Raw genomic sequence first — 26,845 nt, 5'->3', positions numbered from 1 at the left:
CGCCCCCCAAAGGCCCCCCGGAATCCCGTGCAGGCGAATCCCGCGCCGGCGGCCCCTGGGCAAGCAGCTGGCCGTCTGCGCGATAGCGCCGACGCCCTGGCCCAGCGCCTGCCGCCCCTGCTGGTGGCGGCGGAGCGGGTGGCCGCCGCCGTGACGCCCGGCCTGCACGGTCGCCGCCGCGTGGGCACGGGCGAGGCCTTCTGGCAATTCCGCCGCTATCAGCAGGGCGACGACACCGACCAGATCGACTGGCGCCAGTCGGCCAAGGGCGACCACGTCTATGTGCGGGAAAACGAGTGGGAGGCGGCGCAGACCGTCTGGCTGTGGCGCGACGCCGGCCCGTCCATGGACTGGCGGTCGGACCGGGAGCTGCCGCTGAAGCGGGAGCGCGCCGACCTGCTGGCCCTGGCCCTGGCCTGCCTGCTGGTGCGTGGGGGGAGCGCGTGGGCCTGATGGGCGGCCCCCGCCCCCTGCCCGGCCGCCCGGCGCTGGAGCCCTTGGCCCTGGCGCTGACGCGGGCCCCTTCCGCGCCGCCGCCGCCGGTGCCCCCGGCCCAGCCCCTGGCCCGCCACGCGCGGCTGGTGTTGATGGGCGACCTGCTGGCGCCGCTGGAGGATATCCAGGCCGCCGTCGCCTTCCATGCCGGGCACGGCTTGCGGGGCCATCTGCTGCAGATCCTGGACCCGGCCGAGGAGACGCTGCCCTACGAGGGACGGGTTGAGTTCCGCGCCGTCGAGGGAGCTGCGGAGGGTGAGCGGCGCCTGCTGGTGCCCCGGGTGGACGGCCTGCGCGGCGCCTATCAGGAGCGGCTGGCCGCCCACCGCGCCGGCCTGGCCCAGATCGCCCGGGCCAGCGGCTGGTCCTTCTCCCTGCACCACACCGACAAGCCGCCGCAGACCGCGCTGCTGGGCCTGTGGGGCGCCCTGTCGCAGGAAAGCGTCAGGACCGCGGCCGCCCATTCCGGCGTCACCCACGCGTCCACCGGTTGGACAAACGAGGGGGGCGTCTGATGGCCTTCGCCAGCCCGCTGGTGCTGTGGGCCCTGGTCCTGCTGCCGGGGCTGTGGTGGCTGTTGCGCCTGACGCCGCCGGCGCCCAAGCGCGTCACCTTCCCGGCCTTGCGCCTGCTGCTGGGCCTGTCCGCGAAGGAGGAGACGCCGGCGCGCACGCCCTGGTGGCTGCTGGTGCTGCGCCTGGCGCTGTGCGCCCTGCTGATCATCGGCCTGGCCCGGCCGCTGTTGCACCCCGACGCCACGTCCGCCACCGGCACCGCCCCCCTGTTGCTGGTGGTGGACACCGGCTGGGCGGCGGGCCGCGACTGGCCGGAGCGGCAGCAGGCGCTGGACCGGCTGGTGACCCAGGCGGAACGCCAGGACCGCCCTGTCCTGCTGCTGGCCACCGCCGCCGGCGCCGGCGGCGAGGCGCCGCAGGTGCAGGGGCCCATGAGCGCCACGGCCGCCCGCCGCCTGGTGCAGGCCCTGGCGCCGCAGCCCTGGCCCGCCGACCGCGCCGCGGCCCTGGCGGCCCTGGATACCGCCCAGAAGACCGGCCCCCTGGTGGGTATCGCCGCCGACAGCTATTGGCTGGCCGACGGCCTGAACGACCGCAGCGTGGCCACGCTGGCCGGCCGCCTGCGCGCCCTGGGCCGCGTCACGGTGATGACGGCCGGCGCCGACCATGGCCCCTTGCTGGTGCGCGCGCCGAATAACGACGCTAGCGCCCTGATGGTGCCGGTGGAGCGGGCCGAGGGGGCCGAGGCCCAACCCATCGCCGTGGAGGCGCTGGGCGAGGATGGCCGCGCCCTGGGCCGGGCGGAGGGCATCTTCGCCCCCGGCCAGCGCCAGCTGACCCTGCCCCTGACCCTGCCGGGGGAGCTGCGCAACGCCGCCGTCCGCCTGCACCTGGAGGACCGCACAGGCGTGGGCGCCAGCCTGCTGCTGGACGATCGCTGGCGCCGCCGCCCCGTGGGCCTGGCCACCGCCGGCCCCGGCGGCGACAACCAGCCCCTGCTGTCCAGCCTCTACTACCTGGACCGGGCCCTGGCCCCCTATGCCGAGGTGCGGCGCGGCACCATTTCCGCGTTGCTGGACGGCGGCGTCTCCATCCTGGTGCTGCCCGACAGCGGCGCCCTGACCGACAGCGACACCGCCCGCCTGGCCCGCTGGATCGACCAGGGCGGCGTGCTGCTGCGCTTCGGCGGCACTCGCCTGGCCCATGAGTCGGAGCCCATCGGCGCGGAGACCCTGCTGCCCGTGCGCCTGCGCGGCGGCGACCGCTCCCTGGGTGGCGCCCTGTCCTGGACCACGCCGGCACACCTGGCGCCCTTCGACGACAAGAGCCCCTTCGCCGGCCTGGCGGTCCCGCCCGACGTGACCGTGAGTCGCCAAGTGCTGGCGGAACCGGGACCGGACATGGGCGACAAGGTCTGGGCGCGGCTGGAGGACGGCACGCCCCTGGTGACGGGCGAACGGCGGGGCAAGGGCTGGCTGGCGCTGGTGCACACCAGCGCCGACCCCGCTTGGTCCAACCTGGCGCTGTCGGGCCTCTATGTCGACATGCTGCGCCGCCTGGTGGGCCTCAGCGACGGCTTGCCCGGCGGCATCGGCGGCAATGCCGGCGGCGCCCTGCCGCCCCTGTCGCTGCTGGACGGCCAGGGCCGGCTGGTCGCCCCCTCCGCCGTGGCCCAGCCGCTGGAGCCCGAGGGCAAGGATGGGGCCAGCGCCACCCCGGTGGGGCCGCTGCACCCGCCGGGCTATTACGGCGTGGGCGACCGGCGCCGCGCCCTGAACCTGGCCGGGTCCGTGGCGCCGCTGGTGCCCATGGAGCCGCTGGCCGGCGTCGCCTACCAAGGCTTCGGCGGCACGCGGGAAACGGACCTGCGCCCCTGGTTCCTGGGGCTGGCGGCGGCGCTGTGGGTGGCCGACCTGTTCCTGTCGCTGCTGGTGCGCGGCCTATTGCCAACTTCGTTACGGCCCAATGGACGTTGGCGCCGAGGGGCGGCGGCGGCCGCGCTGGCGCTGGCGACCGTGTTGGCCGGCCCGCGCGGGCACGCCGCCACGCCGGACGATGAGATCGTGAAGGCCACCACCGCCAACTGGCTGGCCTATGTCGAGACGGGCGACCGCGCCGCCGACGCCACCACCAAGGCCGGCCTGCTGGGCCTGGGCCAGCAGCTGAACCGCCGCACGGCGGTGGAGGTGGCGGGCGCCATGAGCGTGAACGTGGAGAAGGACGATTTGGCCCTGTTCCCCCTGCTGTACTGGGTGGTGACGCCGGGCCAGGCCGCCCCGTCCGACGCCGCGGTGGCCAAGCTGAACCAATACCTGCACGCCGGCGGCATGATCCTGTTCGACACCCGCGACCAGGGCGCCCCGGACGCGGGCGTCCAGGCCCGCCTGCGCGACCTGACCCACGGCCTGGACATCCCGCCCCTGGCCCCGGTGGGGCCGGAGCACGTGCTGGGCCGCACCTTCTTCCTGATGCAGGACTTTCCCGGCCGCCAGGCGGGGGGGCAGGTATGGGCGGAAGCGTCGGAGGGGCGTGTGAACGATGGCGTCTCGCCCGTGCTGGTCGGCGGTAACGACTGGGCCGGCGCCTGGGCCGTCGACGGCCAGGGCCGTCCGCTGAACGCCGTGGTGCCGGGCGGGGAACGCCAGCGCGAGATGGCCTACCGCTTCGGCATCAACCTGGTGATGTACGCCCTGACCGGCAACTATAAGGCCGACCAGGTGCACGTGCCGGCCATCCTGGAGCGGCTAGGCCAATGATGAACCTGTTTTCCGGCCTCAGCCTCAGTTTCGAACCGCTGCTGCCCCTTTGGCTTCTGATCGTCCTGGGCGCCTTGTCGCTCATCGGCCTGGCCCTCATGGCCTGGCGCCGGGCGCGCGGCCTGACTTGGCGCGCGGTCACCCTGGTGGCGCTGGCCCTGCTGCTGCTGGACCCCGCCCTGGTGCGGGAGGACCGCCACCCGCTGAAGGACGTGGCCGTGGTGGTGGTCGACACCTCCGCCAGCCAGGGCGTGGGCCACCGCAAGGAACGCACCGACGCCGCCCTGGCCGCCCTCAAGGCCAAGCTGTCCCAGGCGCCCGACCTGGACCTGCGGGTGGTGGAGACCGGCACCTCCACCGCCGGCGGCAAGGGGGAGGAGACGCGGGCCATCGACGCCCTGACCCAGGCCGTGGCCGACGTGCCCCGCCGCCGCCTGGCCGGCGCCATCCTGCTGACCGACGGCCAAGTGCATGACGTGCCGGAGAAGCCGGAGGGCCTGGCCGACCTGGGCCCCGTGCACACTCTGCTGACGGGAGAGCATGGCGAGGGCGACCGCCGGCTGGTGCTGGTGCGCGGCCCCAGCTATGGCATCGTCGGCAAGACGGTGACGGCCACCGTGCGGGTGGAGGATCTGCCGGCGGGAAAGGGCGCGGACGGCGCCCTGCTGACCATCCGCCAGGACGGCCAGCCGGACCGGCAGGTGCCCGTGCCGGTGGGGGAGGACGTGCCCCTGACCATCACCGTGGGCCATGGCGGGCCCAACCTGCTGGAACTGTCGGTCAACGCCGGCCCGGCCGAGCTGTCCATGGCCAACAACCGCACCGCCTTCATCGTCAACGGCGTGCGCGATCGGCTGCGCGTGCTGCTGGTATCGGGCGAGCCCCACGCGGGCGAGCGCACCTGGCGTGACCTCTTGAAGGCCGACCCGGCGGTGGACCTGGTGCACTTCACCATCCTGCGCTCGCAGGAGAAATCCGACAGCACGCCCATCCGCGAGCTGTCGCTGATCCAGTTCCCCATCCGCGAACTGTTCGAGGTGAAGCTGAACGATTTCGACCTCGTCATCTTCGATCGCTATCGCCAGCGCAACGTCCTGCCCATGGGTTATCTGGCCAACATCGCGGAATATGTGCGCAACGGCGGCGCCTTCCTGGAAGCCAGCGGCCCCGCCTACGCCACGCCGCTGTCGCTGTACCGCACGCCGCTGGGCGACATCCTGCCGGGCGAACCCACGGGCACGGTGACCGAGCAACCCTACACCCCCACCCTGACCGAGGCCGGCCGCCGCCATCCCGTCACGGCCGGCCTGGACGGTTATGGCGAGGCGGCGCCGGCCCAGGGGAACCAGCAGAAGGCCCCCTGGGGGCGCTGGTTCCGCCAGATCGACATCGTGCCGCGCCAGGGCACGGTGGTGATGAACGGCGCCAACAACCAGCCGCTGGTGGTGCTGGACCGCGTGGGCAAGGGCCGCGTGGCCCAGATCGCGTCGGACCATATGTGGCTGTGGTCGCGCGGCTTCGAGGGTGGCGGGCCGGCGGCGGAACTGCTGCGCCGCCTGGCTCACTGGCTGATGAAGGAACCCGCGCTGGAGGAGGACGACCTCAAGGCGCACGTGGACGGCGACCACCTGGTGGTGGAACGCCGCTCCCTGAAGCCGGACGCCGACCCGGTGGAGGTGCGGTCCCCCAGCGACACCGTCACCAGCCTGCCCCTGGCCGACAGCCCCGACGGTGTCGCGCGCGGCAGCCTGGCGGCGACCGAGCCCGGCCTGTGGCGGGTGAAGGACGGCGACCGCACCGCCCTGGCCGTGGTCGGCGCCCTGAACCCGCCGGAACTGGCCGACATGCGCACCACCTCCGACCGCCTGGCCCCGCTGGCCAAGGCCACCGGCGGCGGCGTGTTCTGGCTGGTGGATGGATCCGGCGCCGACGGCCTGCCCGACCTTCGCCGGGTAGGCCCCGGGCAGAACGCCGCCGGCGGCGCCTGGCTGGGCCTGCGCGCCAACGGCGACTACACCGTCACCGGCGTCGCCCGCGTGCCCCTGGTGCCGGCATGGCTGGCCCTGCTGGTCCTGGCCGCCCTGCTGGTCCTGGGCTGGCGACGCGAGGGGCGTTGAGGTGGATTATGGGTGCATGCGGCGCTTCACGCCGCTTCACGCGCCCCGTTGCCAGACCTTGGTCACCAGGAAGTGCTGGGCCAGGAACTGGTAAGTCTTCTTCAGGCGCGCCTCCAGTTCGGGGCCGCGCTCCATCGGCTCGCCGTCCCAGGCGTAGATGAGGTCGTCCCACAGCATGAGGCGGGTGTGCAGCTCATCGCGCATGCGGCGGATGAAGGCCACCTGGCTGTCGTAGGATTTCAGCACCGCCATGATCTCGCCGGTCTGGGCGTCCAGCTGGCCGAAGATGTCCTCGAAATCCAGGATGGGCTGCTTGACCAGGGCCATCATGCGGGTCAGGTCGGCCTGCAGCTGGCGGTCGGTCTTGTAGATGCGGCCGGCCTGCGCCAGGCCGGCGATGATCTGCTGCACCTGGCCGTAGCGGTCGCGCAGCGCCTCGATATAGGACAGCTCGCGGGCGATCGACTCGACCTTGTCCACGATCTCCTGCTTGCGGTCGTCGGGCACGCCGAAACGGCGGGCCAGTTCGCTGAAGGCCTGCTGGGCGCGTTGCTTGGTTTGCGGGTCCTCCACCACCTGTTCCAGCTGGCCGCGGTCGGTGATCAGTGTTTCCTTGCCGGTGATCCAGGACACCAGCTGCACGGTGATGCGGCCGCGCGCGATCTGCAGGTGGCTGTCTTCCACCCGCCACGACGCGCTGCCGTCCAGCAGCTCGCGCGGAATGCTGTCACCGGGGCGGATGGTCTTCACATATTTCAGGCCGCGATCGACCACGCCCAGCAGAATGGCGTCGGCGCTGTTGTCGTCGATACCGAAGGCCTCGCGCAGGGTGCGGAAGGGTATCTTGCCCCACACATCGCCCAGCTGGACGTTGTAGACGGCCTCATTGGTGTCGCGGGTGAAGGAGAAGAAGGCGCCGGGAACGGCGAACACCTTGTTCTCGAACATGAAATGCGTGCTGCGGCTGGCCTCGGCCTCACCGGAAGCGGCATGCGAGGCGCCGGCGGCACCGTCGCCAGCGCCTTCCTCGGCCACGGCCGCCTGCACCGGATAGTCACGTCCCAATATCGTCTCCGGCCAGTTCCGCCCCACACGCCATCCCGATAGCCCGCCCATATGGGGGGAACGTCCGCGTGTTCCCCGGCCGCGGCCGGATGGTCCCTTGGCAGAAGGTGACACAGATTCGCCGGCCCGGCGATAACCTCATTTTAATGAGGGTCGCTTACCAGACCGTTAAGCCGGCGGCGGCATAAGCCGGCCGGGAGTCGCCTATCAGTCGTCGTTCATCACCTGCGCCGTCTTCAGCGCGTCCCGCACCAGGACACTCTTGCGCAGGATGTTGTCGATGACGCGGCCCTGCACCAGGCTGATGCCCATCTTCTCCGCCCAGATGAGGCCGGAGACGGTGCCGCAGCGGGCCAGGATGTAACGGCAGTTTTCCTGCTGCCGCACCTTTTCCTGCAGCGCCTCGATCTCCTCCTCCGTCATGCTTTCCATGTCAGGGGACCAGATGATCTTGGCGTAATCGCAGGCCATGTATTCCAGGTCCATATGGGTGACCCAGAAGTCGTTCAGCCCGTCGATGCAGATCTTGTAGCCACGGGTGGCGGCGAAATCGACGACCTCCTTGTACATCGAGACGTTCTCGATCAGGTCGGTCTTGTTGATTTCCAGGATGACGTTGCCCCGCAGATCCGTCGTCAACCGCTCATCGAACTTCACGAAGCTGGCCGACAGGATGGTGGCCAGGTTCAGGTTCAGGCCCAGCCGCTTGCCGCGCAGGAAGTCAACGCCGTAGTTCAGCGCGCGCAGGACCGACAGGTCCAGCTGAGAGGTGAAGTAGCTGAACAGCCAGCGGTTGGCGGTGATGTCGAAGTCGGGCGACAGCCGCTCCTCCAGCGCCTTGATGGCGATGTAGAGCTCGAAATACTCGTACTCGTTCTCGGTGGGGTTCTGGATGTTCACCACCGGCTGGTTCAGCATGAAGGGCGACAGGTCGAACATCTGCACGGCGCGTTCGATCTTGCCCAGTTCCTCCAGCGTGATGGGGGGCTTGGTCTGCTCCACCGGCGCGTCGCCGCCCTCGCCCTTCTGCAGGCCTTCGATGAAGCGGATGACACTGACGAAGTTGAGCGACAGCTCCATGATCGAATAGAGGCTGTCTTCCCGGTAGGGATTCTGCTTCGTCATCGTCGTGCGCGACAGCAGCAGCTTTTCGATCTTGGAGCAGACGTCGCTGATCAGCGAGAACTTGATGCCCTTGTAAAGGACGATGACGTCGTCGTTGGACAGGTTGAAGACCTGCAGGTACGACGAATTGTCCGCCGTCTCCTGCATGGCCCGCTTGATGGACATGAGGTCGAGGTTGCTCTTGTCCTTCAGCAGGGACAGATGCAGGTGGATGAGACGCAGGCCCTGCAGTTCCCGCTTGGCGGATTGCAGCAGGGTCAACAGCTTCTGATCGTCGTATTCCGGCTTTTCAGGCAACGCCACCGGACGCTCGCCGGGCTTTACCCGGACCCAATCCCGTTTCGGCGCATTCGGACGATTCATCTCATCTCCGCAACCGGATGCTTCCAAGGCCCCGGGCAACAACTAGGACGCGCAACTTTTCCACAGTGGACCGGGCCCACGCCCTTGAGCCCGAAGCAACCCGACACATGTTCATCGCCGGCGCTCATGGGCTGGGGCTGCATCGCCGCCGCGTCCCCCGGGCCATCCGCGCACAACCTTCCCTTACAGGATATCATGGCCGATACTTTGGCCAATTCAATATCCCGCTATCCCTCAGGATGGCGCCCCCGACAGGCAAACCTATCCTTGCGGCAATAATACTTTGGAAGAGGCGGAGACGATACCTAAAATTTGACAAATCCTGACATCGCGTCCCACCAGCACCGCGCCGTCCTCGAATCGCGCAGTATAGGCGAGCCCCACGCCAATCGCGCTGGCCGCGTCGGCAGTAATACACGCCAAAGTGGCGCGCCTATCCTATGAATCGACAGAATGGCCGGGGGAGATGGCTGGGGCGGGAGGGATCGAACCTCCGCATGGCGGAATCAAAATCCGCTGCCTTACCGCTTGGCGACGCCCCATCACCGGGCCTCCCGTCAGGGAGGGCGGCACCATAATCAGAAAGCCCGGCGGACGCAACGCCCCAAATCGCCCAGACCTTTCCCGCGAAGCGCTGGCGCCCATCCCCCGGCGTGGCACTATGGCGGCACCCTCCTTCACCCGGCCATCCCATGTCCCTCCCGCCGTATATCCCCGCCCTGGCCATCCTGCTGCTGGCCGGCACCGCCTTGGCGGCCCCGGACCCGGAACCCCCGCCCACCGGCGCCGACGCCGGCCTGCTGGCGCTGGACGCCCGGGCGCGCGCCGGCGACGCCCAGGCGCAACTGGATCTCGCCGACGCCTATGGCGACGTCCCGTTTGACCGCCCCACCGACGTGGCCCGGGCCAGCGCCTGGTACCGCCTGGCCACCGCCGCCCCGGACAAGGACATCCGCCGGCGGGCCTGCGCCGCCTTGGGCACGCTGGAGGCCGGTGGCATGGGCTGGCCGGAGAACGTCACCGCCGCCCTGCCCTGGTACCGCTGCGCCGCCGACCTGGGCGATGCCCAATCGCAGTTCAATCTGGCCCTGCTGTATGACGAGGGCGTGGATGTCCCAGCCGACACGCCGCAGGCCGTCCGCTGGTACCACCGCGCCGCCGAGGGTGGGCTGGTGCTGGCGCTGGAGCGGCTGGGGGCGCTGGCCGAACGCGATCACGACCGGGACGGCGCGGTGCGCCTGTACGGCGAGGCGGCGGCCAAGGGCGACATCGCGGCCGCCCAGGCCCTGGCCCGTCTCCAGCACGGCGGGCCGTCCCCACAGGTGGTGGGCATCGGCCTGGCGGCGCAGTCGCAGGACCCCGCGACCGTCAAGCCGCCGCCCAAGCCCGTCCCCGGCCAGCCGCGCACGCCGCCGGCCACCGTCGGCGCGGACGGTCTGCGCCTGATCCAGTGGCGCCTGCGCGACCTGGGATACCTGCACGGGCCGGCGGACGGCCGCCTGGGCGCCCGCACCGCCAACGCCATCCTGGCCTATGAGGTGGCGCATCCGGCGGTTTGGGACGAGACGGCCCCGCCGCCGGACGGCTGGCCGAGCCGCGAGTTGCTGGCGAAATTGAGCCGGCGCTGACCTTCAGGCGTCCGCGACCACCTCGGCCGCCGGCACCTCCGGCAGCAGGGCGGTGGCCTTGACCCACCAGGTGGGCCGCACGCGGTTGATCAGGGCGGCGGCGGCGGCCGCGGCCTCCACATCGGCATAGAGGCCGATGCAGGTGGCGCCGCTGCCCGACATGCGGGCCAGCAGACAGCCCGGCGTGGCGTCCAGGGCGGCCAGCACCTCGGTGATGGCGGGCGACAGGCTTTCCGCCGCGGCACCCAAGTCATTACCCCGCGCCCGCAGCAGGTGGGCGAAGTCGGTCACGTCCACGGGATCGCGCTCCAGCCGGCCGGCGGCGGACCACGCCCCGGTCCGGGCGGCGAAGACATCCTTGGTCGGCATATGCACACCGGGGTTCACCAGCAGCAGGGCGGCCGGCGGCAGAGTGGGGCCCGCCACCACCTGCTCCCCCGCCCCGCCGAAATAGGCGGTTCGGCCGAACAGGCACACGGGCACATCGGCGCCCAGCGTGGGGGCCAGTTCCACCAGGCGGGGATCGTCCTGCGCCACGCCCCACAGCTCGGCCAGAGCCTTCAGCGTGGCGGCGGCGTCGGCCGAGCCGCCGCCGATGCCGGAGGCCACCGGCAGGTTCTTGGTCAGGCGGATGGCGACGTGCGGGTCGCGGCCCAGCACGTCGGCCAGGGCGTGGGCCGCGCGCGACACCAGGTTGCGGCCCGTGCCCTCGGCCACCAGGGTGCTGCCGAAGGGGCCGTCGATGGCCAGGCTGAAGCCCGGCGCCTCGGTCACGGTGATCAGGTCGTGGGCGGTGGCGAACACCACCAGGCTATCCAGCTCATGATAGCCGTCGGGCCGCTTGCCCAGCACATGCAGGTACAGGTTCAGCTTGGCGGCGGCGGCGGCGCTTACCGTGGTCACGGGGATAGGTCCTTCAACAAATCTTGGATATCGGAATTATCGGGGTGCGGCGGGGTCGCGCTTCAGCTTTTCATCCAGGGCCGCCTTCAAGCTGTCCTCCGGGTTCTCGCGCGCGGCGCGCTGCCATTGGTAGTGCGCCTCCAACCGGCGGCCGGTGGCCCAGTAAGCGTCGCCCAGGTGGTCGTTGATGGCCGGGTCGCGGGACTTCAGCTCCGCCGCCCGTTCCAGCAGCTCAACCGCGCCGGGGATGTCGCCGGCGCGGTACCTGGCCCAGCCCAGGCTGTCGATGATGGCGCCGTCGTTGGGGCGCAGCTTCACCGCTTGCTCCAGCAGCTGGCGGGCCTGGTCCAGCTTCACACCCTTTTCCGACCAGGCATAACCCAGGTAATTCAGGACACCCGGCTGGTTGGGCTGCAGCTGCAGGGCGCGCAACAGGTCGGACTCGGCCTCCGGCCAGTGCCCCATCTGGTCCTGCACCGTGGCGCGGGCGTAGTAAAGGAACCAGTCGCCGCCATTCGGGCGGCCGCCCAGGCGCTCGATGGCCTGGTTGTAGGCGGTCAGGGCCTCGGGCAGCTTATGGTCGGCGCGCAGCAGATCGCCCAGGCGGACCAGGGCGTCGCTGCGGTCCGGCCGCTCGGACGCCATGGCCCTCAGGATGCCGGCGGCCTCCTGGTTCTTGTCCAGGCGGGCCAGCGCGTCGGCCTGGCGCAGCCGCGCCGCCCACAGCAGGCCCACGTCCGCCTTTTCCCCCGTCTTCATGCCCAGGTCGGCGACCACGGCGGCGTATTCGGCCGCGGCCTCCTGGTCGCGGTTCATTTCCGTCAGCGTCTCGCCCGCCAGCATGCGGGCGGGGGCCAGCGACGGATCCAGGTGCAACGCCAGGCGGGTGTAGAGCAGCGCCACCTCCGCCACCTTCTCCTGGTTGATGGCGGCGGCCACGTCGAACAGCGCCTCCGCCAGGCCCTCGGTGGCGTTGGCCACCATGCGGCCCGGGTGGGGGCGGGACAGCAGGGCGCGGGCGGCATCGCCCATGGGCCCCTTGGGGTCCGCCTGCAGAATGGCCGCCACCGCCGCCTGCGCCAGGTCGGCATGGCCCATGCGCATCTCGAAATTGGCGCGCAGCATGGCGACGCGAAGCACCTGGCCGCCATCGGACGCCTGGGCGTACCAACTGCGCGCGGCATCCTCGTGGCCCGCCAGATCCTCGATCAGGGCGGCGTGCAGGGCCGCCATGGCGCGGAAGGACTGCTGCCCTTCCAGCGGTTCCAGCGCCGCCTTGGCGGCCGCCCAGTCGCCCTTGCGCGCCTTGACCCAGGCGGTCACCAGCGGCCGCATGAATGTGCCCAAACCGTCCTGGGGCAGGGCGTCGATGGCGCGCAGCGCGCCCGGCTCATCCCCCGCCGCCACCGCGTCGGCCGCCAGCAGTGTCAGGGCCACCGGATTGCCGTCCTTGGCCGCCACCAGGCGCTTGGCCAGCGGCAGCGCCACCTTGGTCCGCCCCAGGCCGACATTGATCAGCACGGCGCGGCGCAACAGGGTCAAGTCATCGGGGTCGGACTTGAGGCTGAGGGCCAGGAAGTCGGCCGCGGCCGCCCAGTCGCCGGCCCCTTGCGCCACCTTGCCGGCGACGAAGGCCGCCAGCGGATCGGGACCGCCCGCCTGCTCCGGCGCCTTGGCCGCCCAGGCGGAACCGCCCCAAGCCACGGTCAGGGCCGCCGTCAGCAGGCCCGCCATGACTACCGTTGATGTCCGCCGCAAAAACCGCACGAGATCGCCGCCGTCTATTCTTAAGGTCCAGGCCCCCAAGCTAATCGGGAAACGCGGCGGGAACAACCGCCCCGGTCATAAAGAAAAAGGCGCCCGGGTGGGGGCGCCTTTTCCTGAGACGGGCTCACATGTTGGGATAGTTGGGGCCCCCGCCGCCCTCCGGCACCGTCCAGTTGATGTTCTGGGTCGGGTCCTTGATGTCGCAGGTCTTGCAGTGCACGCAGTTCTGCGCGTTGATGACGAAGCGCGGGTTCTGCCCATTGTCGTCGCGCGTCACCTCGTACACCCCGGCGGGGCAGTAGCGCTGCGCCGGCTCGTCATAAGTGGGCAGGTTGAAGGCGATGGGGACGGTCGGGTCCTTCAGCTTCAGGTGCGACGGCTGGTCCTCCTCATGGTTGGTGTTGGAGATGAACACCGAGGACAGCCGGTCGAAACTGATCACGCCATCCGGCTTGGGATAGACGATCTTCTTGGCGTTGGCCGCCGGCACCAGGCTTTCATGGTCCGGCTTGCCGTGGTGCTGGGTCCAGCCCACCAGGAAACCCAGCTTCAGGTCGTTCAGCCACATGTGCAGGCCGCCCAGCGCCGTGCCCAGCCACATGCCGTGCTTCAGGCTGGGCTTCACGTTGCGCACCTTGTACAGGTCCTGGAAGACCCAGCTCTGGCGCCACTTGGTTTCAAGATCCGCCAGCGTGTCATGGCCCTCGCCGCCCGCCGCCAGCCGCTCGAACGCCGCCTCGGCCGCCAGCATGCCCGTCTTCATGGCGTTGTGGCTGCCCTTGATGCGGGGCAGGTTCACGAAGCCGGCGGCGCAGCCGATGAGGGCGCCGCCGGGGAAGGCCAGCTTCGGCACGGACTGCAGCCCGCCCTCGTTGATGGCGCGGGCGCCATAGGACAGGCGCTTGCCGCCCTCCAGATAGGGGCGGATCAGCGGATGCTGCTTGAAGCGCTGGAATTCCTCGAACGGCGACAGGTAGGGGTTGCTGTAGTTCAGGTGGACGACGAAGCCGATGGCCACCTGGTTGTCCTCCAGGTGGTACATGAAGGAGCCGCCGCCGGTCTTGCTGTCCAACGGCCAGCCCTGGCTGTGCAGCACCAGGCCTTGGCGGTGCTTGGCGGGGTCGATCTGCCACAGCTCCTTGATGCCGATGCCGTACTTCTGCGGGTCGACGCCGTCGCGCAGGTTGAAGCGGGCCATCAGCTCCTTCGACAGGTTGCCGCGCACGCCCTCGGCGAACAGCGTGTACTTGCCGTGCAGCTCCATGCCGGGGGTGTAGCGGTCCGTCGGCTCCCCATCCTTGCCGATGCCCATGTCGCCGGTGGCGATGCCCTTGACCGAGCCGTCGTCGTGGTACAGCACCTCGGCCGCGGCGAAGCCGGGGTAAATCTCCACGCCCAGCTCTTCGGCTTGGCCGCCCAACCAGCGGCAGACGTTGCCCAGGCTGACGATATAGTTGCCGTGGTTGTCCATCAGCGGCGGCAGCAGCGCATTGGGAATGCGCATGGAGCCGACCTCGGTCAGGATGTAGAAGCGGTCGTCGGTGACCGGCGTGTTGAGCGGCGCGCTCCTCTCTTTCCAGTCGGGGATCAGCTCATTCAGGGCAATGGGGTCGATGACGGCGCCCGACAGGATGTGGGCCCCGACCTCCGATCCCTTTTCGATGACGCAGACGCTGATTTCCTTGTCCGCGGCGGCGGCCAGCTGCTTCAGCCGTATCGCGGCCGACAAGCCCGAGGGGCCGGCGCCAACGATGACGACGTCATACTCCATCGACTCCCGTTCCATGTCTTTCGCCTTCTTCTTCCCTGGTTACCGGTGCGGAGTTCCGTGGCTGGTGTGCGGGCCCTCGCGGACGAACCCTAAAGGGAGCGCGTCATTTTCGCGCGCGCTCGCCCCATGCGGTTGATGAAGAAACACAACGGCGATGGTAGGGTCAAATCATGATTGACACGGCAAAAGCCGTCACGGATCTGGCCTGGCTGGTCGAGATCGGTGCCGACGAAGCGATCAACGACCAGCCGACGGACTGGACCCAGGTGGCCAGCCGCAGGACGCCTACTGCGCGCGACGCCGCCCCGGCCCGCCGGCCGGCCGACGCCGCCTCTGGCCGTTCCGCCACACCCCCGGAAAAAAGTTTCGGCGCACAGCCGGCCGTCCCGTCCACGGCGGGAGCCGACGGCCCGCTGGGCATGGCGGGGGCCAACGGCCCCCTGGGCATGGCAGGGGCCGACGGCCCCTTGGGCATGAGCGAGGCCCGGGCCAGCGCCCGCGGCGCCGCCACGGCCGCCACCACGCTGGAGGAGTTGCGCAAGGCCCTGCTGGCCTTCGACGGCTGCCCCCTGAAGCAAACCGCCAGCTCCACCGTCTTCGCCGACGGCAACCCCAAGGCCCGCATCATGCTGGTGGGTGAAGCGCCGGGGGAGCAGGAGGACAGGCAGGGCAAGCCCTTCGTCGGGCCGGCCGGCGCGCTGCTGGACAAGATGCTGGCCGCCATCGGCCTGGACCGCCATGCCGAGGACGCGGACAAGGCCGTCTACATCAGCAACATCCTGCCCTGGCGCCCGCCCGGCAACCGCAACCCCACGGACAGCGAGATCGCCGCCTGCCTGCCCTTCATCCAGCGGCATGTGGAGATCGCGGATCCGGACATCCTGGTCTTCCTGGGCGGCATTTCGGCCAAGACCCTGCTGGCCAAGACGGAGGGCATCACCCGCCTGCGCGGCCGCTGGTTCGATTACGGCAGCCCCGGCCTGACCCGCCCCCTACCCGCCCTGGCCCTACTGCACCCCGCCTATCTGCTGCGCAACCCAGGCGCCAAGCGCGAGACCTGGCGGGACCTGTTGTCGCTGCGCCAGAAGCTGCTGGCCCTGCCGCCAAGAATATAAGCCCTAAGCGAGGAGAGATCGATGGCCCGCCTCCATGTCCTGTGCAGGGATCGCTTATACGTGAGCCATATTTCAGGAAATGTATACGAGAGTGGGTATTGGCCTGTTCAGCCCGAAGAAGCACAACGGCTAGTCGGTGGAACTCTATTCCTGCATGAGAAGAAATCCTCTCCATCTTATTTTGGCGGGACTGTCCTGAGCTTCAAAATAGCTGAGGAAGGCTCCGTTCATCCTGGGCGTATAATTTTCACTTTGGAGCCAACCCAGGCCGGGAAACATCAGGCTTGGAAGGGACAAGACGATTCAAATGCTTGGGTTGGGGGTGTCATTGACGTTTAGCAGCGGGGCGGCCTTGCGTTTCAGGGTGGCCCATGTTCTACATATGTTCTTAGGCCGATGATTGACGGGCCGCACCGCGATAGGCAGCATGGCCCCATGACGTCCCCGCTTGATTCCTCCCCCGCCACGCCTGACCTGGACCCGGCGCGCGACCTGTTGGCCGTGGCCGGCAAGAAGCGCTTCGCCACCGTGCTGGCCGACCCGCCCTGGCGCTTCGTGAACCGCACCGGCAAGATGGCGCCGGAGCATCACCGCCTGTCGCGCTATGGCACCATGTCGGTGGAGGAGATTTGCGCCCTGCCGGTCTCCAAGGTGCTGGCCGATACGGCGCACCTGTACCTGTGGGTCCCCAACGCCCTGCTGCCGGAAGGGCTGCAGGTCATGCAGGCCTGGGGCTTCCAGTACAAGACCAACCTGGTGTGGCATAAGCTGCGCAAGGACGGCGGGTCGGACGGACGCGGCGTGGGCTTCTACTTCCGCAACGTCACCGAGCTGATCCTGTTCGGCGTGCGCGGCAAGAACGCCCGCACGCTCGACCCCGGCCGCACCCAGGTGAACTACCTGGGCACGCGCAAGCGCGAGCATTCGCGCAAGCCCGATGAGCAGTATGACCTGATCGAGGCGTGCAGCCCCGGCCCCTATCTGGAAATGTTCGCCCGCGGCGCCCGGCCCAAATGGACCGTGTGGGGCAACCAGGCCGACGACAGCTATGAGCCCACCTGGGACACCTACGCCCACAACTCCGCCACCCAGCGCCGCGTGGCGGCGGCGGAGTAGGCTCAGTCTTCGCCCGGACGCCGGGCCGTGTGGCGGATACCGTGGATGACGATCCCGTCCCCCATGACCTGATAGAGAATCAGCTACGGGTATGGCGTGGCGACCGCGCGCCGAATGCCTGGGCGCTTCGTGAGACGCCCGACGTAAGGATGGGCCGCCAATATCGCGACAATGTCCTGAAGCCTGCGCTTGACGTTCCGAGCCCCCGATGGCGAGCGCTCATCAATATAATCCAGTATGGCCGCAAGTTCGACGCTGGCCGCCCGGGTGTAACGGACCTTCATAGGCCGTGCTTGGCCCAAATGGCCTGAATTTCCTCATCGCTGGCGAACTCCCCACGCTCCGCCTGAGCTAGAGACTCTTCCAGCCCCGCCATTTCCTCATCCGTCAACTCCACCGCCGTCTGATCCAAGCCAGCGAGTTGGAGAAGAACGTGGGCGAGTTCGTCCTGAACCGCATCCGGCAAAACGCGAACCGCGTCAACGGCTTGTTCAAGTAGACGGGTCATCGCCGATACTCCAGGTGATTCAGGCTCACTGAAGATGGCATCGGAGCCATGCCCTGTCGAGACACGGCCCCAGGTTACCGTCCCCGCCGGCCCCAGAAGCGGGGCTTGCGGCTGGTCTGGGCCTCCAGGAAGGACTCCTCCAGCGCCGCCATCTGGTCGGCGGTCAGGCCCAGGGGCAGATAGTCGATGCCTGACAGTTGGCGCAGGGCCTGTTCATCCACAGCCGACCGCTGCTGGGCCGCACCCTGCTTGCCATCCACCCCGAACAGACGCCTCATCCCAGACACCCGTGAACCTGCCGCACTGCCACATACAACTTCGGAATGGCATGCATTGTTTCCGCGCCCGGGGCTAGGTCGCAAAAGGTTAGCTTGCGATTAATTCCCGGGCGCGACGCAACCTTCTATACCAGGGTAGCGCTGAGGGCGGCATCCAGGTCGGCGATCAGGTCATCCACGTCCTCAATGCCCACCGACAGGCGCACCAGGCCGTCGTCGATGCCGGCGGCGGCCCGCAGGTCCGCCGGGATGGAGGCGTGGGTCATGATGGCCGGATGCTCGATCAGGCTCTCCACCCCGCCCAGGCTTTCCGCCAGGGAGAACAGCTCCGTCCGTTCCAGCAGGCGTTTGGCGGCGTCCAGCCCGCCCTTGAGGCTGACGGAGACCATGCCACCGGCGCCGCGCATCTGGCGTTTGGCCAGCTCATGCTGCGGATGGCTGGCCAGGCCGGGATAGCGCACCGCCGCCACCGCCGGGTGGCGTTCCAGCCAGTCGGCGATGGCGGCGGCGTTGGCGCTGTGCCGTTCCATGCGCAGGGACAGGGTCTTCAGGCCGCGCAGGGCCAGGAAACTGTCGAAGGGGCCGGCCACGGCGCCCACGGCGTTCTGCAGGAAGCCCAGGCGATCGGCCAGTTCCCCCTCCTCCCGCACCACGGCCACGCCGCCCACCATGTCGCAATGGCCGTTCAGGTACTTGGTGGCCGAATGCACGACGATGTCGAAGCCCAGCTCCAGCGGCCGCTGGGCGTAGGGCGTGGCGAAGGTGTTGTCGCACACGGAAATCAGCCCGTGCCGCCGGGCGAAGGCGGCCACCGCCTCCAGGTCCACCAGCTTCAGCAGCGGGTTGGTCGGCGTTTCCACCCACAGCAGACGCGTCTGGGGCGTCAACGCCGCCTCCAGCTTGGCCGGGTCGGTCATGTCGACGAAACGGGAGGTCAGGCCCATGGACCGCTTGCGCACCCGTTCCAGCAGGCGGTAGCTGCCGCCGTACAGGTCGTCCATGGCGATGATGTGGCTGCCGGCGTCCAGCAGTTCCAGGATGGTGGCCTCGGCCGCCAGGCCGGAGGCGAAGGCGTAGCCCCGCACCCCGCCCTCCAGGTCCGCCACGCAGCGCTCATAGGCCATGCGGGTGGGGTTCTGGCTGCGGCTGTACTCATACCCCTTATGGACGCCGGGGCTCTCCTGCACGTAGGTCGAGGTGGCGTAGATGGGCACGGTGATGGCGCCGGTGCTGGGGTCCGGCTCCTGCCCCGCGTGCACGGTGCGGGTGGCGAAGGCCCGTTGGTTCGACAGGGGGCGATGGTGGCTGCGGTCGGCCATAGGGATTCCTTGAGATGAAAGCGGGGGCGCGCGACAGGAGGGCGGGCGTCAGCCCAGCTGGCGGCGCAGATGGTTCAGCAGGTCGACGCGGGTCAGCAATCCTAGGAAGGCGTCGCCCTCCGTGACCAGGGCCACCATGTTGCGGCTGAAGATGGCGTCCAGCGCGCTGATGGGCGCCGTGACCGGCACGGTTTCCAGGCGCGACGTCATGGCCTCGCGCACCGCCTCGCGGAAGCGCGCGGGGTCGGGCTCGACATGCAGCAGCAGGTCGGACTCGTCCAGCAGGCCCACCACCCGGCCGCCCTGCATCACCGGCAGCTGCGAGACGTCGGAGATGCGCATGCGCTTGTACGCCGTCAGCAGGGTGTCGTCGGGCGAGACGGTGACCACCTGGCCCTTGTCCACCCGGCGGGTGATCAGGTCGCGCAGATCGCCGGTGCGGGTGCTGGGCAGGAAGCCCTGGTCGGCCATCCAGCCGTCGTTGAACATCTTGGACAGATACTTGTTACCCGTGTCGCACACCAGGGTGACCACGCGCTTGGGCGTCGTCTGCGCCCGGCAATAGCGCAGGGCGGCGGCGAGCAGCGTGCCGCTGGAGGAGCCGCCCAGGATACCCTCCCGGCGCAGCAGTTCGCGCGCGGCGTTCAGGCTTTCGGCGTCCGGGATGGTGTAGGCGTCGTCCACGAACTGCAGGTCGCAGTTGGGCGGCACGAAATCCTCGCCGATGCCCTCCACCACCCAGCTGCCGGGCTCGTCATGGCGGCCGGTCTTCACCAGGTCGCGCAGGATGGAGCCCTGGGGGTCGGCCAGCACCAGGCGGGTGCGCGGGCTGGCGGCGCGGAAATAGCGGCCCAGGCCGGTCAACGTGCCGCCGGAGCCCACGCCCACCACCACCGCGTCCAGCCGCCCGTCCATCTGGCGCAGCAGCTCCGGCCCCGTCCAGCGCTCATGCGCCGCCGGGTTGTCGGGGTTGGCGAACTGGTTCATGTAGACGGCGCCGGGGATCTCGCCCGCCAGCCGCTCCGCGATGTCCTGGTAATAGTCGGGATGGCCCTTGCCCACGTCGCTGCGCGTGACATGGATGTCGGCGCCCAAGGCCCGCAGGTGGTTGATCTTCTCCGCCGCCATCTTGTCGGGGATGACCAGCACCAGGCGATAGCCCTTGGCGGCGCAGACCAGGGCCAGGCCCAGGCCGGTGTTGCCGGCCGTCGCCTCCACCACCGTGCCGCCCGGCTTCAGGCGGCCGGCCTTCTCCGCCCCCTCCACCATGGCGAGGCCGATGCGGTCTTTGATGGAGCCGCCGGGGTTCTGGTTCTCCAGCTTCAGGTACAGCTCGCACGGGCCGGTGTCGATCTTGGTGACGCGGACCAGCGGCGTGTTGCCGATCAGGGACAGGATGGCGGGACCGTCGTGGCCCTCACCGCCCGAAGGGCTGTTATCGGTGGACTGAATGGGGGCGGACGACGCGTGCGCGATCGACATGGGAACCCTCTCGGTCTGTTCGTTAAGCAAAACAGTGACCGATGGGCGGGGCACTTACAATCCCCCGTCAGTATAGACCCCCGTGCCCTGTCCTTCCACCCGTCGCCCGGCGGAAAGTCTTATTGCCTTTGCCGCAACGCACAATATTACAAGCTTGCGACGCGCTGCTTTACTTCGAAATGTTCTGGCGGAATGGGACGGTAATTCGCATCAATCAATCCGCGTCGATGCAAATTGGCCAGATTGTCGGCCAGGTTGTCGATGCAGGCGGCGCGGTCCCAGCCCTCCAGCCAGTTCTGCTCCAGGAAGGCCATGATGGCCGGCTGGCCCAACTCCACCTCCCACAGGATGCCGATGAGGGAGGACAGGGCCTCTTCCTCGATCTGGGTGTCCCGGTCAACGCAGATGGCGGCGTTGGCCTCCTCGACGCGGCCCGTCTCCGGCCCGGCGCCCAGCCCGAAATCGACCAGGCTCCGGCGCTCCGGCGGCGCCACCAGCCAATGGCCGATCTCATGGATCAGCACATAGGACTCGCTCTGGGTGCGGATGGCGCGACCGTCCCAGCTGTAGGCCGCCATGGGCAGCTCATCGATGGTCTCGATACCAAAGCGGTGGGCCAACGCGATGCCGTCCGCCCGATGCCGGGGCGTGTCCACGCCCAGCGGCACCAGATCCAGCGTGTCGGCGATGCGCTCGAACACCGCCGCCACCAGCGGGTCGGCGCCGGTCAGGCGGCCGCGCAGGTCGGCCAGGATGGCCGGCAGCTCCTCCAGGGGAATGGGGGTGAGGATCATGCCCGCTCCAGCACCACGAAGCTGTGCGCCGGGGCCGGATCAACCTCCACCTCCAGCGCCGGCACGTCGCGCCGCGACACCTCGCGCCACTCCGCGCGGTCGAAGGTGGGGAAGAAGGCGTCACCCTCCGGACTGGCGTGCACCTCGGTCAGGTATAGGCGGTGCGCGGTCTTCAGCGCGGTGGCGAACAGCAGCTCCCCGCCGATGACCATGACCTCAGGCGCGCCGTCGGCCGCCGCGATCAGGCGGGCCTGTGACAGGGCTGCCTCCAGGCTGTGGCACACCACGCCGCCGTGGGCGCGGTAATCCTGCTTGTGCGTCACGATGATGTTGGTGCGGCCCGGCAGCGGCTTGGCCCCGATGCTCTCCCACGTCCGCCGGCCCATGACCACCGGCTTGCCCAGGGTCATCTCCTTGAAATACTTCAGATCCCCCTTCAACCGCCACGGCAGGCGATTCTCCACGCCGATGACGTTGTTGGTCGACACGGCGGCGATGAGGGCCAAGGGAATGGACGCGGGATCGGTCATGGGTGCGCGGGGCCTGGCTGATGAACGCTCAAGGCCTGCGGTTTTACGGCAAACGGGGGATGGTGAGAATGCGGAAGATCAAGGGGCGGGGGTGCGTTGGTCAGCGGGTCGCCAACCTGCCTTGGCCAACTCGGCACGGCAAACCTCGGCAAGTGCCGGCAACCCGGCCTTCACCGTTTCCCAAAGAATCGCGCTTTCCCGCATGAAGTATTCATGGGCCAACAGGTTGCGCATACCGACGACTTGCCGCCAGGGCACTTGTGGATGCCGGGCCTTCAGATCCTCGCCCAAATCCTTGGAGGCTTCGCCTATGGCCAGGATGCGGTACGCCGTGGCGTCCTGGACATCCATGTCGTCCAGAAACGCCTGTCGATCCAGTACCGCAACTTGCCGCTCGATCCGGTTGATAAGTTCCAGGATATCCAGAAGCGTATCGACGGATGTCGCGTCAGCCATCAAAACACCCGCACGGCATCCGCCTCGATCCGCCCCCGCCGCCGGGGATGAATTCCCTCCCGGGTCATGACGTCCACCTTGGCGCCCAAGATGTCCTGTAGGCGCTCTTGCACCGCCGCCAGGCTGAACAGGGTGAAGCCCTGGGGTCGGTCCAGGTCGAAGAAGACATCCACATCGGACGTGTCCGTCGCCTCATCCCGGGCGACGGAGCCGAACAGGAATAGCGCGCCGATGCCGGCGCGGCGAAATTCCGGCTCGTGCTGCTTCAGCAATTGGATGGCGCGGGCGCGGTTCATGGGATTGGAGAGTAGGGGGAACGGGCCCCTTAAAAGTAAGTCCGCCCGCCGTCCCTGTCCACGCCGCAACGCCGCTTGCCCTCACCCACCCGTCTTCAGCGTCCCCAGCCGCCGTTCGGCGTTCTTGTTCTTCGGGTCCAGTTCCAGCGCACGTTGATAGGCCAGGATGGCGGCCGGCTTGTCGCCGGTGGCCGCCAGCGCCTCGGCCAGGCTGTCCTGGGCGTTGCCGCTGTCGGGGTAGAGGTCGGCGGTCAGCTTCAGGATGGCCAGGGCGTTGCGGGGCTGGCCGTTGCTGAGCAGGCGGTAGCCCCAGTCGTTCAGCTCCGCCTCCGGCAGCGTTACGCCCGGCTCACGGGCCTTCATCGCGGCGTAGAGCGCCGGCACCTGGTCGAAGCCGTGGCGCTGGATGTCCACGCGCAGGGCGGCCAGGCCGGCCAGCTTGGCGCCATAGAGGGCGGCCACCTGGTCGATCATGTCCTCGGGGAAGGCGCCGGACAGGTTGGTCAGGATGACCACGCCCACGTCATCCTCGGGGTAGAGGAAGAAGGCGGAGCGCCCGCCGCCGGTCATGCCCACGGCGCGGTGGCCGCCATGGTCCAGCACCTCCCACCCGAGGCCCCACTGGCCCAGGCGGCCGTCGTTGAAGGCGGCGGGCGTCCACAGCAGGCGCAGGCTGTCGGCATCCAGCAGCTGGCCTTGGGACAGGGCGATCATCCAGCGCGCCATATCCTCCGCCGTGCTGTCCAGGCCGGAGGAGGCGCGGTGCATGGGGCGAAACAGCTCATAGACCGGGTGGGGTGTGGCCAGCTGGGCGCCATCCGGGGCGCCGGCGGGGTTGGGGGCATAGCTGTTGCGGTAGCCGGCGGCCTTGCCGGGCGTGACCATGCTGCTGTCGCCATAGGCGGTGTGGGTCATGCCCGCCGCCGCGATCTCCCAGTCGATGATGGACGTGTCGGGGGGCTGGCCGGTCAGCCTGTCCACCACCCGCTGCACCAGGGTGTAGTTGGTCTGGCAGTAGTCGAAGCGCTCACCGGGGGTGAACTTCATGGGCTGGGCCTGCACCCAGGCCCAGATGGCCTCACCCCCTACCCGCTCATCCCGGTCGCCCGGCGCGCGGTTGATGTCGGGCAGGCCGGACATGTGGGTCAGCAGCTGGCGGATGGTGATGGGACGCCAGGCGGCGGGCAGATCGTCCAGGTACTGGCCCACGGGCGCGTCCAGGTCCAGCCGCCCGGCCTGGACCTGCCGCATCGCGGCCACGCCGGTGAAGGCCTTGGTGATGGAATTGACGGCGAAGATGGTTTCATTCGTCACCGGCACCGGCGTCTGCAGGTTGGCCACGCCATAGCCGCGCGACAGCACCAGGCGGCCATGCTGGATGACGGCCACCTGCAGACCGGGGATGCCCAGCGCCCGCATCTGGTCCCGCAGGAAGACGTCCACCTGGGCCGCCACCGTATCCACCGCGCCGGCGGCCGGCGGCGCCCGGTTGGCCGCCACCACCGCCTTGCCCGTGGCCGCATCCGCCGCCATCGGCGCCGCCGTAAGCATCAGCAGCGCCGCCAGTCCCCTCATCCCGCGCATGATCCCTCCCCCACAGCAACACCTCCAAGGGCGGCATGGTAGCAGGCGGGCGGCGGGACGCTGAGGGCCACTCCGGTGGCCCCAAGCCCCGGGAGGCTCAGACCTCCTGCATGGTCAGCAGCAACTGCTTCCAGTCCTGATAGCCGGATTGGGGATTGGCCGCGTCGCCCCGCTGTTCGATGCCGGCGATGACCTTCCGGGTCTGATCGATGTAGTTGACCGGCTGGCTGTCCAGGCTGGCGCGCTCCTGCGCCGTGAAGGCCTGGAACTGGCCGCCGGGACCCACCTTGCCCAGCGGGCCCATCATCTCCAGCTTGCCCATCTGGTCCAGGGTGATCTGGCCGGATCGATAAAGGCTGTTGGCGGCCCCCATCATCTGGCTGCGGGACATGTTGGCGAAGTCCAGCGCCTGGTTCCCGGCGCCGCCCGATATCGTCGTCACGTTTGTTCCCCCTCCGAACGCACGAACTCAGACGGCGGGAGAAGCATCCGCCATGCCAGACGGCACGCGTGGGGTTCCGCGGGACAGAAGGCGCTCGACGGTGGTGACAGCAACCAGGTTGGAAATTATTGCCTAGTTCTTCAGGCAAAAGTTGCCGACCCGGTGGCGACCGTCAGACCGCCACGTCGGCCTTGATGTGGGCATGGGGGTCGTAGCCGGTGATCTCGAAATCCTCGAAGCGGTAATCGAACAGGCTGTCCGGCTTGCGCTTGATCACCAGCTGGGGGAAGGGCCGCGGCTCACGCCTCAGCTGCTCTTCCGCCTGGGGGATGTGGTTGAGGTAGAGGTGCACGTCGCCGCCTTGCCACACCAGGTCGCCCACGCCCAGGTCGCACTGATGGGCCAGCATATGGATCAGCAGCGCGCCCTCGCACAGGTTCCAGGGGAGGCCCAGCAGGGTGTCGGCGCTGCGCTGGAAGATCAGGCCCGACAGCTTCCCGCCCGCCACGAAGAACTGATAGGTCATGTGGCAGGGCGGCAGCGCCATGGCCGGCAGGTCGGCCACGTTCCAGCCGGTGAACAGCAGGCGCCGGCTGGTGGGGTTGGTGCGGATGCCGTCCACCAGGTCCTGGATCTGGTCGATGACCTTGCCGTCCGGCCCCTGCCAGCGGCGCCACTGCTTGCCGTAGACGGGGCCCAGGTCGCCCCACTGGGCGGCGAAGGCCTCATCGGCCAGCACGCGGGCCTCGAAATCCTCCTGGCTGATGTCCTCGCCGGTCTTCCGGCGGTAGTTGGCCAGCGGCCAGTCGGTCCAGATGCGCACCTTGTTGGCCAGCAGCGGGCGGATGCTGGTGTCACCTGACAGGAACCACAGCATCTCGTGGATGGCCTGGCGGTGGAAAATCTTCTTGGTGGTCAGCAGCGGGAAGCCGGCGGAGAGGTCGAAGCGCATCTGCTCGCCGAACAGCGCCTTGGTGCCCACGCCCGTGCGGTCCACCCGGGCGGCCCCCTGGTCGATCAGGCGGCGCAGCAGCGACAGGTACTGGTATTCCGGATGCGCCATGGGGCCCTCAACAAACGATCGCCGGGCGGCCCGACGCGGAAACGGTATCACTACATAATGTAGCGCCCGGGCAGGCGGAACCCCATATCTCAAGAAGCGATACGCGCGGGCTGGGCCAACCGCACCAGGGCCAGCATGCCCGGCATGACCATGGCGAACACCGCCACGGCGGCCAACGCCGGGAATCGGCCGGGCACCAGGTATTCCAGCGAGAACAGGGTGTAAACCACCGCCGGCAGGGCCGCGAAGACGCCATCGAAACGGTAGACGTCGCCCCGGTCCCCGGCAGCGGCGTGATAGGCCAGGTAAACCAGGAAGGTGGTCAGCACCCAGCCGGCGTAGTTCCGCAGTGGCACGCCGAAATAGGGGCCGCCGTCCTCCCACACCCAATTGCCGGCCGCCGCCATGGACGGGTCCATCACCATGTCCCAGCCGGTCATGACCAGGGCGGCGGTGAGGGCCAGCGCCGCGATGCCGGCGGGGCGGCGCAAATCCAGGCCGCGCAGCAGGGCCAGGGCCACCACCCAGGCCGGGTAGATCATCATGAACCAAGCCAGCGGGATCAGCACCGGCACATGCCCCAGCTTGGCGCCCAGCAGGTCGCCGTAATGATAGCGGCCGTAGACCAGGCCGGTGCGCACGCCCGTCTCCTCCAGCGCGTAGGAGATGACGACCGACAGGCCGAAGAACAGGGCCAGGCGCCGCCCACCCAGCATCAGCCCGGCATGCAGCAGCGAAAACATGACGAACACCAGGGTGAAGCCGACGTTGCCCACGTTGGGCAGCGGTAGCCACCGATGGGTGGCGAAGGCGAGGATGAGATAGGCCAGGATGACGAACAGCCCCCAGATGGCCGTCTCCGACGCCGCCCGCGCGATGCCCCGCATATTGATTTCCCCCAATGATCGGCGGCGCCCCCCTCCCCCCGGAAAGGTCGCGGCCCTGCCATTCCCCGAAGGGCTTTCACTTTCGATCCCGCATCCCTATATTAGGGATGTCGGGCTTGCCCGACTATGGCGATAAACGCCTTGCGGAATAAGCGTTGCGGACCCGGGGGCGGTACCCGGCGCCTCCACCATCATGGGGGCGAATCAGGATCGACGTGCGTGGTAAAGGCATGGTTTTCGCTCGGCATGGTTCCGCCGTCATCGGGCCGTTTCATAGGTGCCAACGATAATTCGGCGCCTGCTCTTCGCATGGCCGCCTAATACCCTCAACGGGGTATTAGCGGAAAGCTAAGAACGGGGTTCGGGGGGCACCCGGCAACAGAAGCCCCCCACTGAACGGCCCTGAGCGGCGGATGATCGATCCGCCCTTGGGCCGATCTTCGGCCCACCCGCTGGCGGTTTCGCGCGCC

General features: G+C 69.0%; 25 protein-coding genes, 1 tRNA gene and 1 other RNA gene. 8 read left to right on the top strand and 19 right to left on the bottom strand.

Going from position 1 to position 26,845, the window contains the following annotated elements; genetic code table 11:
• Positions 1 to 27 precede the first annotated feature (27 nt).
• From UAJ10_RS14600 to UAJ10_RS14585, 4 genes are read left to right on the top strand one after another with little or no spacing between them, the layout of a single operon-like run.
• Positions 28 to 453, top strand: coding sequence for a DUF58 domain-containing protein (locus UAJ10_RS14600; protein ID WP_322916019.1), 426 nt, complete (start codon positions 28 to 30; stop codon positions 451 to 453).
• Entirely contained in the window at positions 453 to 1,010 is a 558-nt protein-coding gene (locus tag UAJ10_RS14595) for a DUF58 domain-containing protein (RefSeq protein WP_322916018.1), read from the top strand. Before UAJ10_RS14600 ends, UAJ10_RS14595 begins: the two co-directional genes overlap by 1 nt.
• On the top strand, positions 1,010 to 3,766 hold the full coding sequence (locus UAJ10_RS14590; protein ID WP_322916017.1) for a DUF4159 domain-containing protein: 2,757 nt from the start codon (positions 1,010 to 1,012) through the stop codon (positions 3,764 to 3,766). Before UAJ10_RS14595 ends, UAJ10_RS14590 begins: the two co-directional genes overlap by 1 nt.
• Positions 3,763 to 5,883, top strand: coding sequence for a hypothetical protein (locus tag UAJ10_RS14585; RefSeq protein WP_322916016.1), 2,121 nt, complete (start codon positions 3,763 to 3,765; stop codon positions 5,881 to 5,883). The genes UAJ10_RS14590 and UAJ10_RS14585 overlap by 4 nt, the downstream gene beginning before the upstream one ends.
• 36 nt (positions 5,884 to 5,919) lie before the next feature.
• Here the strand turns inward: UAJ10_RS14585 and UAJ10_RS14580 are convergent, their stop codons facing one another.
• The 3 genes from UAJ10_RS14580 to UAJ10_RS14570 form a co-directional block, all read right to left on the bottom strand.
• Positions 5,920 to 6,948, bottom strand: coding sequence for a hypothetical protein (locus UAJ10_RS14580; RefSeq protein WP_322916015.1), 1,029 nt, complete (start codon positions 6,946 to 6,948; stop codon positions 5,920 to 5,922).
• Positions 6,949 to 7,155: 207 nt separating this feature from the next.
• Positions 7,156 to 8,376, bottom strand: coding sequence for a hypothetical protein (locus tag UAJ10_RS14575; protein WP_322916014.1), 1,221 nt, complete (start codon positions 8,374 to 8,376; stop codon positions 7,156 to 7,158).
• A 527-nt stretch (positions 8,377 to 8,903) separates the two neighbouring features.
• Positions 8,904 to 8,978 (bottom strand) — tRNA-Gln (locus tag UAJ10_RS14570).
• A 150-nt stretch (positions 8,979 to 9,128) separates the two neighbouring features.
• Between UAJ10_RS14570 and UAJ10_RS14565 the strand changes: the two genes are divergently transcribed.
• The gene (locus UAJ10_RS14565) at positions 9,129 to 10,064 is read left to right on the top strand and encodes an SEL1-like repeat protein (protein WP_322916013.1); all 936 of its coding nucleotides are present in this window, start codon (positions 9,129 to 9,131) and stop codon (positions 10,062 to 10,064) included.
• Between the two features lie 3 nt (positions 10,065 to 10,067).
• On the opposite strand, the gene UAJ10_RS14560 is transcribed toward UAJ10_RS14565, so the two are convergent.
• From UAJ10_RS14560 to UAJ10_RS14550, 3 genes are all read right to left on the bottom strand, one after another.
• On the bottom strand, positions 10,068 to 10,967 hold the full coding sequence (locus UAJ10_RS14560) for a 4-(cytidine 5'-diphospho)-2-C-methyl-D-erythritol kinase (RefSeq protein ID WP_322916012.1): 900 nt from the start codon (positions 10,965 to 10,967) through the stop codon (positions 10,068 to 10,070).
• Positions 10,968 to 11,003: 36 nt separating this feature from the next.
• The gene (locus UAJ10_RS14555; RefSeq protein ID WP_322916011.1) at positions 11,004 to 12,701 is read right to left on the bottom strand and encodes a tetratricopeptide repeat protein; all 1,698 of its coding nucleotides are present in this window, start codon (positions 12,699 to 12,701) and stop codon (positions 11,004 to 11,006) included.
• A gap of 157 nt (positions 12,702 to 12,858) precedes the next feature.
• Complete coding sequence (locus tag UAJ10_RS14550; protein WP_322916010.1) at positions 12,859 to 14,520, bottom strand: electron transfer flavoprotein-ubiquinone oxidoreductase; 1,662 nt, start codon at positions 14,518 to 14,520, stop codon at positions 12,859 to 12,861.
• A gap of 155 nt (positions 14,521 to 14,675) precedes the next feature.
• On the opposite strand from UAJ10_RS14550, the gene UAJ10_RS14545 reads away from it, so the two are divergent.
• Both UAJ10_RS14545 and UAJ10_RS14540 read left to right on the top strand, forming a co-directional pair.
• The gene (locus tag UAJ10_RS14545) at positions 14,676 to 15,620 is read left to right on the top strand and encodes a uracil-DNA glycosylase (RefSeq protein ID WP_322916009.1); all 945 of its coding nucleotides are present in this window, start codon (positions 14,676 to 14,678) and stop codon (positions 15,618 to 15,620) included.
• A gap of 435 nt (positions 15,621 to 16,055) precedes the next feature.
• Positions 16,056 to 16,736 carry an MT-A70 family methyltransferase gene (locus tag UAJ10_RS14540; protein WP_322916008.1) on the top strand — a complete coding sequence of 227 codons (681 nt, stop codon included), beginning with the start codon at positions 16,056 to 16,058 and terminating at the stop codon, positions 16,734 to 16,736.
• A gap of 83 nt (positions 16,737 to 16,819) precedes the next feature.
• On the opposite strand, the gene UAJ10_RS29895 is transcribed toward UAJ10_RS14540, so the two are convergent.
• The 13 genes from UAJ10_RS29895 to UAJ10_RS14480 form a co-directional block, all read right to left on the bottom strand.
• Positions 16,820 to 17,020 (bottom strand): type II toxin-antitoxin system RelE/ParE family toxin, encoded by a 201-nt coding sequence (locus UAJ10_RS29895; protein ID WP_416235367.1) that lies wholly within the window; start codon positions 17,018 to 17,020, stop codon positions 16,820 to 16,822.
• Positions 17,017 to 17,244 carry a hypothetical protein gene (locus UAJ10_RS14535; RefSeq protein WP_322916007.1) on the bottom strand — a complete coding sequence of 76 codons (228 nt, stop codon included), beginning with the start codon at positions 17,242 to 17,244 and terminating at the stop codon, positions 17,017 to 17,019. The genes UAJ10_RS29895 and UAJ10_RS14535 overlap by 4 nt, the downstream gene beginning before the upstream one ends.
• 74 nt (positions 17,245 to 17,318) lie before the next feature.
• The gene (locus UAJ10_RS14530) at positions 17,319 to 17,522 is read right to left on the bottom strand and encodes a hypothetical protein (protein ID WP_322916006.1); all 204 of its coding nucleotides are present in this window, start codon (positions 17,520 to 17,522) and stop codon (positions 17,319 to 17,321) included.
• A 125-nt stretch (positions 17,523 to 17,647) separates the two neighbouring features.
• Positions 17,648 to 18,841, bottom strand: coding sequence for a cystathionine gamma-synthase (locus UAJ10_RS14525; protein WP_322916005.1), 1,194 nt, complete (start codon positions 18,839 to 18,841; stop codon positions 17,648 to 17,650).
• A 48-nt stretch (positions 18,842 to 18,889) separates the two neighbouring features.
• On the bottom strand, positions 18,890 to 20,323 hold the full coding sequence (locus tag UAJ10_RS14520; RefSeq protein WP_322916004.1) for a pyridoxal-phosphate dependent enzyme: 1,434 nt from the start codon (positions 20,321 to 20,323) through the stop codon (positions 18,890 to 18,892).
• A 146-nt stretch (positions 20,324 to 20,469) separates the two neighbouring features.
• A complete protein-coding gene (locus UAJ10_RS14515) occupies positions 20,470 to 21,117 on the bottom strand; it encodes an elongation factor P hydroxylase (protein WP_322916003.1) in 648 nt (215 codons plus the stop codon).
• Positions 21,114 to 21,647 carry a dihydrofolate reductase gene (locus UAJ10_RS14510; protein ID WP_322916002.1) on the bottom strand — a complete coding sequence of 178 codons (534 nt, stop codon included), beginning with the start codon at positions 21,645 to 21,647 and terminating at the stop codon, positions 21,114 to 21,116. Before UAJ10_RS14510 ends, UAJ10_RS14515 begins: the two co-directional genes overlap by 4 nt.
• Before the next feature lie 78 nt (positions 21,648 to 21,725).
• Positions 21,726 to 22,103, bottom strand: coding sequence for a HepT-like ribonuclease domain-containing protein (locus tag UAJ10_RS14505; protein WP_322916001.1), 378 nt, complete (start codon positions 22,101 to 22,103; stop codon positions 21,726 to 21,728).
• A complete protein-coding gene (locus UAJ10_RS14500) occupies positions 22,103 to 22,399 on the bottom strand; it encodes a nucleotidyltransferase family protein (protein WP_322916000.1) in 297 nt (98 codons plus the stop codon). The genes UAJ10_RS14505 and UAJ10_RS14500 overlap by 1 nt, the downstream gene beginning before the upstream one ends.
• Before the next feature lie 81 nt (positions 22,400 to 22,480).
• The gene (locus UAJ10_RS14495) at positions 22,481 to 23,983 is read right to left on the bottom strand and encodes a serine hydrolase (RefSeq protein ID WP_322915999.1); all 1,503 of its coding nucleotides are present in this window, start codon (positions 23,981 to 23,983) and stop codon (positions 22,481 to 22,483) included.
• Between the two features lie 97 nt (positions 23,984 to 24,080).
• Positions 24,081 to 24,425: a hypothetical protein gene (locus tag UAJ10_RS14490; protein ID WP_322915998.1), complete on the bottom strand. Its 345-nt coding sequence runs from the start codon at positions 24,423 to 24,425 to the stop codon at positions 24,081 to 24,083.
• 172 nt (positions 24,426 to 24,597) lie between these two features.
• A complete protein-coding gene (gene thyA / locus UAJ10_RS14485) occupies positions 24,598 to 25,488 on the bottom strand; it encodes a thymidylate synthase (RefSeq protein ID WP_322915997.1) in 891 nt (296 codons plus the stop codon).
• An 89-nt stretch (positions 25,489 to 25,577) separates the two neighbouring features.
• Positions 25,578 to 26,375: a carotenoid biosynthesis protein gene (locus UAJ10_RS14480; RefSeq protein WP_322915996.1), complete on the bottom strand. Its 798-nt coding sequence runs from the start codon at positions 26,373 to 26,375 to the stop codon at positions 25,578 to 25,580.
• Between the two features lie 70 nt (positions 26,376 to 26,445).
• Here UAJ10_RS14480 and ssrA point away from each other — a divergent pair.
• Positions 26,446 to 26,769: a transfer-messenger RNA gene (ssrA, locus tag UAJ10_RS14475) on the top strand.
• The last annotated feature ends 76 nt before the right edge of the window (positions 26,770 to 26,845 follow it).

The sequence above is a fragment of the Nitrospirillum guaranorum genome, from assembly GCF_034653275.1.
Taxonomy (GTDB): Bacteria; Pseudomonadota; Alphaproteobacteria; order Azospirillales; family Azospirillaceae; genus Nitrospirillum.
This window is presented reverse-complemented; position numbering and strand designations above follow the sequence as displayed.